Annotated in this window: 7 protein-coding genes and 1 pseudogene; 7 read left to right on the plus strand and 1 reads right to left on the minus strand. The window is 66.0% G+C overall.

From position 1 onward, the window contains the following. Window positions 1-140 precede the first annotated feature (140 nt). From EOA28_RS16020 to EOA28_RS16045, 6 genes are all read left to right on the plus strand, one after another. Window positions 141-2,291 carry an ABC transporter ATP-binding protein/permease gene (locus EOA28_RS16020; protein ID WP_245501529.1) on the plus strand — a complete coding sequence of 717 codons (2,151 nt, stop codon included), beginning with the start codon at window positions 141-143 and terminating at the stop codon, window positions 2,289-2,291. A 321-nt stretch (window positions 2,292-2,612) separates the two neighbouring features. Next, a complete protein-coding gene (locus tag EOA28_RS16025) occupies window positions 2,613-3,038 on the plus strand; it encodes a DOPA 4,5-dioxygenase family protein (protein ID WP_127249913.1) in 426 nt (141 codons plus the stop codon). A gap of 200 nt (window positions 3,039-3,238) precedes the next feature. Then, the gene (locus EOA28_RS16030; RefSeq protein WP_127249914.1) at window positions 3,239-3,514 is read left to right on the plus strand and encodes a PepSY domain-containing protein; all 276 of its coding nucleotides are present in this window, start codon (window positions 3,239-3,241) and stop codon (window positions 3,512-3,514) included. Continuing rightward, window positions 3,492-4,082 (plus strand): cytochrome b/b6 domain-containing protein, encoded by a 591-nt coding sequence (locus EOA28_RS16035; RefSeq protein WP_189342058.1) that lies wholly within the window; start codon window positions 3,492-3,494, stop codon window positions 4,080-4,082. The genes EOA28_RS16030 and EOA28_RS16035 overlap by 23 nt, the downstream gene beginning before the upstream one ends. A 123-nt stretch (window positions 4,083-4,205) precedes the next feature. After that, the gene (locus EOA28_RS16040) at window positions 4,206-4,742 is read left to right on the plus strand and encodes a cytochrome b (protein WP_127249915.1); all 537 of its coding nucleotides are present in this window, start codon (window positions 4,206-4,208) and stop codon (window positions 4,740-4,742) included. A gap of 437 nt (window positions 4,743-5,179) precedes the next feature. Next, the gene (locus EOA28_RS16045) at window positions 5,180-5,707 is read left to right on the plus strand and encodes a flavodoxin domain-containing protein (protein WP_127249916.1); all 528 of its coding nucleotides are present in this window, start codon (window positions 5,180-5,182) and stop codon (window positions 5,705-5,707) included. A gap of 367 nt (window positions 5,708-6,074) precedes the next feature. Here EOA28_RS16045 and EOA28_RS38850 read toward each other — a convergent pair whose 3' ends face one another. Further along, window positions 6,075-6,425 carry a hypothetical protein gene (locus EOA28_RS38850; protein ID WP_189342059.1) on the minus strand — a complete coding sequence of 117 codons (351 nt, stop codon included), beginning with the start codon at window positions 6,423-6,425 and terminating at the stop codon, window positions 6,075-6,077. Window positions 6,426-6,782: 357 nt separating this feature from the next. Between EOA28_RS38850 and EOA28_RS16055 the strand changes: the two are divergent. Beyond that, a pseudogene (locus EOA28_RS16055) lies at window positions 6,783-8,432 on the plus strand (hypothetical protein); the annotation flags it as partial.

Genomic DNA, 8,432 nt, shown 5'->3' on the forward strand with positions numbered 1-8,432 from the left:
GGCCTGGGTTCCTCGCCGCCCCCGCCAAAGGCGGGGAGAGGTGGCCCGGCGAAGCCGGGACGGAGAGGGGGAGCGCCCTCTGCGGTTGCTCTGGGTGGCGCTCTCGTGAAACCTTTTGATTTTTGGGCCGTTGTCGCGCGATGCCCCCGGCCAAGCGCAAACCGAAACCGGACGACAGTGCCATTGAGCGCGGTGAAAGCAAGCCGCGCCCGGCGTCGCGCGCCCCGCGCCACGAAAAGCCGCGCCAGCCGAAACCGCGCGGCGCTGTGAAGCCGCGCGCGGATAAGGCAGCGGAAGACGAACCAGAAGACCGGCTGAAAGGCAACAAATCGCTGCGAGACAAGCCACCGGCCGGCGGGAGCCCGCCGGAGGAAAAGCCACCCGCCGATGCCGCGCCCGAGGCCATCGGCCATGCCGGGTCGCCGCCGCCCGAGGCCGCCGAGCCGGGTCCTCAGCTTTCGCCCGAAGAGGCCGAGCGGGCGCGCAAGAAGTATCTTCTGCGGCGCTTCTGGATCAGCGGCCGCGGCTACTGGGGTTTGCATGGCGACAGGCTCGCCTGGCCGCTGACGATCGGGCTGCTCGTGCTGATCTGCGTCAATGTCGGTTTTCAGTACGGCATCAACCGCTGGAACCGCGCGATCTTCGACGCCATCGAGCAGCGCGACGCCCACACCGTCTATTGGCTGAGCGCTATCTTCCTGCCGCTGGTCGCCGGCAGCATCAGCCTGGTGGTCGCCCAGGTCTATCTGCGCATGACCATGCAGCGCCGCTGGCGCTCCTGGCTGACCACGGCGGTCATCCAGCGCTGGCTGGCCAGCGGCCGCTATTACCAGCTCAACCTCGTCAAGGGCGACCACGCCAATCCCGAGGCCCGCCTGACCGAGGATCTCAGGATCGCGACGGAATCGCCCGTCGATTTCGTCGCCGGCGTGCTCAACGCCTTCCTGTCGGCGTCGACCTTCATCGTGGTGCTGTGGACCATCGGCGGCGCGCTGAGCTTTTCGCTGGGCGGCTCGGTCATCACCGTGCCCGGCTTCCTGGTCGTCACCGCCGTCATCTATGCCGCCATCACCTCGACCTCGATGTTCTTCATCGGCCGCCATTTCGTCGAGCTTTCCGAGCAGAAGAACCAGACGGAAGCAGAGTTCCGCTACGTGCTGACGCGCGTGCGCGAAAACGGCGAGAGCATCGCGCTGCTGGGCGGCGAGGAGGAGGAGAACGCCGGCATCGACCGCAGCTTCGCCGCCGCGCTCGGCCGCTGGGCGCGCCTCACCGGCCAGCACATGCGCACCACGCTCGTCTCGCAGGGCTCCAGCCTGTTCGCGCCGGTCGTGCCGGTGCTTCTATGCGCGCCGAAATTCCTCGACGGCTCGATGAGCCTTGGACAGGTCATGCAGGCGGCCTCCGCCTTCGCCATGGTGCAAGGCGCGTTCGGCTGGCTGGTCGACAATTATCCGCGCCTGGCCGATTGGAACGCCTCGGCCCGCCGCATCGCCTCGCTGATGATGTCGCTCGACGGCCTGGAGCGGGCCGAAGCGAACGACAGGCTGGGCCGCATCCAGCGCGGCGAGACCGAGGACGGCGCCATGCTCAGCCTCAGGAATCTTTCCGTGACGCTCGACGACGGCACCTCGGTGGTGAAGGAAACCGAGGTGGAGATCGAGCCCGGCGAGCGCGTGCTGGTCTCGGGCGAATCCGGCACCGGCAAGTCGACGCTGGTGCGCGCCATCGCCGGCCTCTGGCCCTGGGGCAGCGGCAGCGTCGATTTCCATCCGGGCAAGCGGCTCTTCATGCTGCCGCAGCGCCCCTACATCCCGTCCGGCACGCTGCGCCGCGCCACCGCCTATCCGGCCGCCGCCGACAATTGGAAGACGAAGGAGATCGCCGCTGCCCTCGACAAGGTCGGTCTCGGCTATCTGAAGGACCGGCTGGAGGAAGAGGCGCCGTGGGACCAGACGCTGTCCGGCGGCGAGAAGCAGCGCCTGGCCTTCGCGCGCCTCCTGCTGCATGGGCCGGACATCGTCGTGCTCGACGAGGCGACCTCGGCGCTGGACGAGAAGAGCCAGGACACGATGATGCAAACGGTGATGAAGGAACTGCCCACCGTCACCATCATCAGCGTCGCCCACCGCGCCGAGCTGGAAGCTTTTCATACGCGCAAGATCACGCTGGAGCGGCGCGAGGGCGGCGCGCGGCTGGTCAGCGATGTCGATCTGGTATCGAGGAAGAAGAAGCGCGGCCTGATCCGGCGGGCGCTGTGGGGAAGCGGCGCGAATGGCGGCGAGGGGTAGGGAAGCGCTCCGAGCGCAATCGCGGAGGTCGCTCCCCCTCTCCGTCCGCTTCGCGGACACCTCGCCCCCGCCTTTGGCGGGGGCGAGGAAACGCCAATCGGCAAGGGCGCTGCCCGCTGAAAGCTTGGGTTCCTCGCCCCCGCCAAAGGCGGGGGAGAGGTGGCTCGGCGCGCCGAGACGGAGAGGGGGCAGCGCCAGCGTCCGCGATTGCCAGCCAAACTCGCCGACACTGAACGGAGCGCTTCACCCGTTTCCAGGAAACGGAGAACCGCCTACAGTCCCACCGCTCAGGATCGAACCATCGGGGAGGGGAGCATCGCGATGAACGACGCCACGCCAGATAATCCGAGACAGCTTTCGGAGATCGCCAGCTATCACGCCCATATCTATTTCGGCGATGCGGCCGAGCGCCGGCACGCCGAATGGCTGCGCGAGCGCATCGGCGAGCGTTTTCGCGTGCGGCTGGGCAACTGGCACGACAAGAAGGTCGGCCCGCATGACCAGGCCATGTACCAGGTCTCCTTCGCCACCGGCCTTTTCGCCACGCTGGTTCCGTGGCTGATGCTGAACCATGGCGGCTTGAGCATCCTGATTCACCCCAACACCGCCAATGCCAGGCGCGACCACCTCGTCGACCCGCTCTGGATCGGCCGACCCCTGGCGGTGCATGGCGAGGTCCTGCCCGACGAGGATCACGAAGCGGAAGCGGCGCTGGAGGTCAACACCGAGCCGACGCTCGCCGTGTAGCAGCCCGCCGGCTTAGCCTCAAAACCAGCGATATCGGGCACGCCGCCCGGATCTCCCGCGTCGCGCCCGCCCCTCGGGAAGGCTGTCAGTCGGTTGTCAGCTTGGATCAGCTATGCCTCGCCAATGACGCGCGCAAGCCGTCACGGCCTGTCGGCTGAATCCTCAGCCGCGCCGCAACCTTTCAACCGGATGGAGATCCCATGTATCGCTCTCTTCTTATCGTCGCCCTCGCGGGCGTGATCGCCGGACCGGCGCTGGCCGCCGGCACCTGCAGCACCGCCGCGAAATCGAAGTTCCAGCCCAAGGCGACACTCGAGGCGCAGCTGAAGGGCGAGGGCCTCACCATGCGCCAGATCAAGACCGAGAAGGGCTGCTACGAGGTCTATGCGATCGGCAAGGACGGCAAGAAGGTCAACACCGCCTACAATGCCGAGACGCTGGAGAAGCTCGACAATGCCGAAGCCGGCGAAAACTGATCGAGCCTTGCCGGCACGAGCCGACGCGCCCCGCGACGTGGTGCGCGTCTGGGACCGTGTCGTGCGCGGCTTCCACTGGGCGCTGGTGCTGAGCTTCGCCATCGCCTGGTTCACCCCGCAAAGCGCCGAGACCATCCACCACTGGGCCGGCTACGCCGCCGCCTCGCTTGTCGCCATGCGGCTGGTGTGGGGCATCGTCGGCACGCCCTATGCGCGCTTCTCGCAATTCGTGCGCGATCCCGCGACGGTGCTGCGCTATCTCGTTGCCATACTCAAGGGCAGCGAGGCGCGCTATATCGGCCACAACCCGGCTGGCGGCGCGATGGTGATCGTGCTGATGGCCATGATGGTGTCGGTGGCGGTGACCGGGTGGATGCAGACGACGGACACGTATTTCGGCGTGTCCTGGGTGGAGGACGCGCACAGCCTGGCCGCGCACGGCCTGCTCGCGCTGGTGCTCGTCCATATCGGCGGCGTGGCGCTGGCAAGCCTTCGCCATAATGAAAACCTTGTTCGCGCGATGATCACCGGCCGCAAGCGCAAAGCCGCGCCGGCCGACATCGCCTGAACGCGCCCCGCAGCGGGGCAACCGCGGGCGCCTCCCTGGACGCCCGCGGAACCACATGAACGTTGCGCGCCGTGGCGTTCCCGGCCTCGGCATGCGCGCGCCTGAAAAGACGGAGCAAGCCCGATGCGGCGCTATTCACAGATCACCATCGCCATCCACTGGCTTACGGCCCTGCTGGTCGTCATCGCCTGGTTCACCGCAGAGGGCGGGCGCCATGCGCGCGCCGACCCGCCCTACCTGCATTTCACCTTCGGCCTTGCCGTGCTTTTGCTGGTCGTGCCGCGCCTGCTGGCGCGCTGGCTGGGCGCGGCGCCCCGCGTCGAGGACCCGCAGAGCCGCTGGATGGACCTTGCCGCGCGCGCCGGACACACGGTGCTCTATCTGTTCCTCATCGCGCTGCCGCTGAGCGGCTGGTACGCCGCCTCGCGCCTCGGCATCCAGGTCTTCTTCCTGGGGCTGGACCTGCCGGCGCTCGCCGCGCCCGTGCAAGGCGCGCCGGGCCTGATCGCCGAGCTGCACGAAACCGGCGGCACGCTGATCCTGTGGCTGGCCGGCGCCCATGCGCTGATCGCGATATGGCACCAGTTCGTCATGAAGGACGGAACGCTGGAGCGCATGAATCCGCTTGTGTCGAACAAGCTCGCCGACAGCCGCGAATAGCAGCGCCCGGGCTGGACAGAAGGCTGCGCCGGCTCGTCGGCTGCGCAAGCGGCGCCGGCGGTCAACACCGGGGCGGCGCGTGACTAGCAGGCCGCTCCAGGTGGCCGGCGCCTGTTGCCTGATGGGAGCACCCGCCCCGACGCCGGCCCGGCGAACCTGCGTCCGCCGCATATTCAAGATAGCTAAAAAACACCCGCCGCGGGATGGCGTGATCGCATAAGCCTTGGCGGATGGAAGTCGAGCCGCGTCACATAAGGCAGCGCTACCCCGCTCCGTCCGTCGCGCGGACACCCCGGTATCCGCCCCGCCGCGAAAATCGGTGCGTGAAACCCCTTTCATGCGCTATGATGCGCCCCGTTGTAGTGGGGCGCAGGCGTGCCGGTCGAGACGGCACTGGATTGTCCCCATCAATGCCTTTCCACCCTCGGAGGGACGTCGTGAACCTCTTGATTGTCTATGGAACGACTGAAGGGCAGACCAGGAAAGTCGCCGAACGGATGGCGACCGACATTCGCGGGCGCGGGCATCAGGTCGAGCTGCTGGACAGCGCGAAGTTCACGCCCGATTTGAAGCTCGGGCATTTCGACGCCTTCGTTATTGCCGCGTCGGTCCACCAGGAGCACCATCAGGAAGCCGTCACGACCTTCGTGTTCGCGCATCGAGACCTGTTGAGCGGCAAGCCCTCGGCGCTGATATCGGTCAGCCTGTCGGCGGCGCTGGAAGGCCACGAGGCCGCTGCCCGGAAATATGTCGACCGCTTCGTCTCGGTGACGGGGTGGCAGCCGCGCATGACGCTTCTGCTGGGCGGCGCCTTGCGCTTCACCAAATACGATTACTTCCAGGAGCAGTTCGTCAAATTCGTCGTCATGAAGGGCGAGGATCCAGGCCCCGGGCAGGATCACGAATTCACCGACTGGAACGCGCTCGCCGGCTTCACCGACCGGTTCCTCGCAACGATCGGCTAGAGCATGTCTCCCGAAAGTGGGAACCGGTTTCGGGATAAAGACATGCGTATAATCAAAAACCTAAAGCGCATGGAGCGAATCTGAAAGATCGCGACGCGCTTTAGAGCAATTTCAGGAAAAGTGTGAAGCGGTTTTCCGTCTGAAATTGCGCCAAAACAAAGAGATAGGGCATTTCGCCGTTTCCGTGAAACGGTGAAATGCCCTGAAGCATGTCTCCCGAAAGTGGGAACCGGTTTCGGGATAAAGACATGCGTAAAATAAAAAACCTAAAAGCGCATGGAGCGAATCTGAAAGATCGCGACGCGCTTTAGACTGCGGCTGAGCCGGCCTGTCCCGCACCGGCGCCCGGCTGCTGCAAGCGGCGCGGTCAGCGCCGCTTCGAAAGACGGTCGAAATTGCGCCGCACCTGCCTGGCCGCGGGCAACAGGGCAGCCGCCGCCGCTTCCATCGCCACGGTGCCATCGCAAAGCGACGGGCTTTTGCCGGAAAGGACGTCAGGCCAGAAGCGCAACGCCGCCTCGATCATCTTTGCCTGCGCCGCGAACAGCCCTTGCGTTCCCGCAAGCGCCTTCTCCTGCACCGCCTGCAAGGCCTCTCGCCCATTGGGCGCGTGGCTCATGGCATCCAGCACCAGCAGCGGCACCCGCATGCCGACCACCGCCGGCGCCAGCAAGAGATCGCTGCCGGAGTGCTTCCTGCGTTTTCTGCGGACGGGCATGGGCACCTGCCTTCTTGTGCTGGGGACGATGGCGAAACTACGCGCCAGAGGCATGTTGGTTCCACGCGAGGGAGTCCAACCGGGGGCCGGGAAGGGGACAACCGGACAGCTGCATATATTCGGTATAACTAAAATACACCGCGCGACACGGTGGTCTGTGCAGTTCACATTGAGGCCGCGCAACGGCCGGCACAATTCAGGCTGGAAAAGAATCTGAACACAGCCCGCCGTTACTGGTGATGTTCTGGGAACACAACGCGATAAAGACCGGCGGCGAGCGCTTCTACTGCTTGCCAAACCGACGGCCGGCACATAAGCCTGCACATCTGCGATCATTGATCCTCGGGGGAGGGGCTTGTGGCGAAACCAAAACAGCGTGCGGCCAAGTGCGTGGCGTTGCGCCTCGGCGCCGCGATCCTCGCCATGCCGGTCGCCGACGCGCTTGCCGACAATGTCGTTGCGAACGACCAGGTCGTTCAAGGAAGCCTCTGCGTCGGGCTCGACTGCGTCGACAACGAGTCCTTCGGGTTCAACACGATCGTCATGAAGGAAAACAACACACGCATCTACTTCAACGACACGAGCACGAACGCCGGATTTGCCGCCAATGACTGGGCGCTGATTGCGAACGATTCCGTCTCCGGCGGGGCCAATTACTTCGGCATCCAGGATGCGACGAGCAACAAGATGGTGTTCCGCGTCGATGCGGGCGCTCCCGAGAATTCGGTCTATGTCAACAGCTTTGGCAATTTGGGCCTCGGCACGTCCAACCCGACTCTGGGCCTGCAGATAACCCGAAGCGACACGCCGGCGATCCGCCTGGAGCAGACAAACGCCGGCGGCTTCACGGCGCAGACCTGGGACGTAGGCGGCAACGAGACGAATTTCTTCATACGCGACTTGACGAACGGCAGCCAGATGCCGTTCCGCATCCGGCCGGGCGCGCCGACAAGCAGCCTCGACATCGCAGCGAACGGCAATGTCGGTCTCGGCACCGCTTCCCCCACCAGCAAGCTGCATGTCTATGGAGCCGCCAACCAGGATACGTTCGAGACGATCGGCGTATCCTCGGCGGCCAACGCGGATGCGCTGACCTTCGGCTATGGCGGCGCCAGCTTCGGCGTCGGCACCTCGCTGATCAATGCGCATTCGGCTACCGGCTCGAGCGGCCGGCTTCTGCTTGCCACCGACGGCGTGACCCGCATGACCATCGACGCAAACGGCCATGTGGGCATCGGCACGACCGCGCCGGCCGCGGGGCTCGACGTCGTGGGCACCGTTCGCTTCGCATCGCTTGCGGGCTGCACCTCCGGCATCGGCACCAATGCCGCGGGCGACCTGACCTGCATCAGCGGCGGCGGCGGAAATCCGCCCTATTACGACACGACCGCCTCAGGCGCGCAGCCGAACGCCAGCGGCACCAACTCCACCGCGGCGGGCTCCGGCAGCAACGCCAGCGGCACCAATGCGCTGGCCGGCGGCACCAACAACCAGTCGCAGGGCGACAACACCACCGTCATCGGATCGAACAACAGTGTCACCGGCGACGACAGCGGCGCCTTCGGCACCGGCAACACCGTCAGGGGCAATGGCAGCTACGCGATCGGCGATCCCAATGTCGTCAATGGCGACAAGTCCTTCGTCTATGGCGACGACAATGCCGTCAACGCCCCGAACGTCGCCGGCAACGGCAACGGCATTCAGGTCTTCGGCTCGAACAACATTGTCGCCAGCACCGCCAATTCGTCGGGATCGGTGGTGATCGGATCGGGCAGCACGGTCAACGCCACCAATGCGCTGGCGTTCGGCAATGGCACGACGGTGACCGGCGCCAACGCGATCGCCATGGGGTCTGGCGCATCCTCGGCCGGCCTGAACGCTGTGGCGATCGGCACCGGCGCCAGCGCCGCCTATGCGGGCTCGGCCGCCTACGGCTCGGGCGCGGGCGCGACAAGGCAGAACGAGCAGGTGTTCGGAACGGCAAGCAATACCTATTCGATGCCCGGC

This window comes from Mesorhizobium sp. M2A.F.Ca.ET.067.02.1.1, assembly GCF_004023285.1.
Classification (GTDB): Bacteria; Pseudomonadota; Alphaproteobacteria; order Rhizobiales; family Rhizobiaceae; genus Mesorhizobium.

Coding starts and splice junctions, on each gene's coding strand:
- EOA28_RS16035 (WP_189342058.1), top strand. CDS start 3,492: ATGCCGAAGCCGGCGAAAACTGATCGAGCCTTGCCGGCACGAGCCGAC.
- EOA28_RS16025 (WP_127249913.1), top strand. CDS start 2,613: ATGAACGACGCCACGCCAGATAATCCGAGACAGCTTTCGGAGATCGCC.
- EOA28_RS16020 (WP_245501529.1), top strand. CDS start 141: ATGCCCCCGGCCAAGCGCAAACCGAAACCGGACGACAGTGCCATTGAG.
- EOA28_RS16030 (WP_127249914.1), top strand. CDS start 3,239: ATGTATCGCTCTCTTCTTATCGTCGCCCTCGCGGGCGTGATCGCCGGA.
- EOA28_RS16040 (WP_127249915.1), top strand. CDS start 4,206: ATGCGGCGCTATTCACAGATCACCATCGCCATCCACTGGCTTACGGCC.
- EOA28_RS38850 (WP_189342059.1), bottom strand. CDS start 6,425: ATGCCCGTCCGCAGAAAACGCAGGAAGCACTCCGGCAGCGATCTCTTG.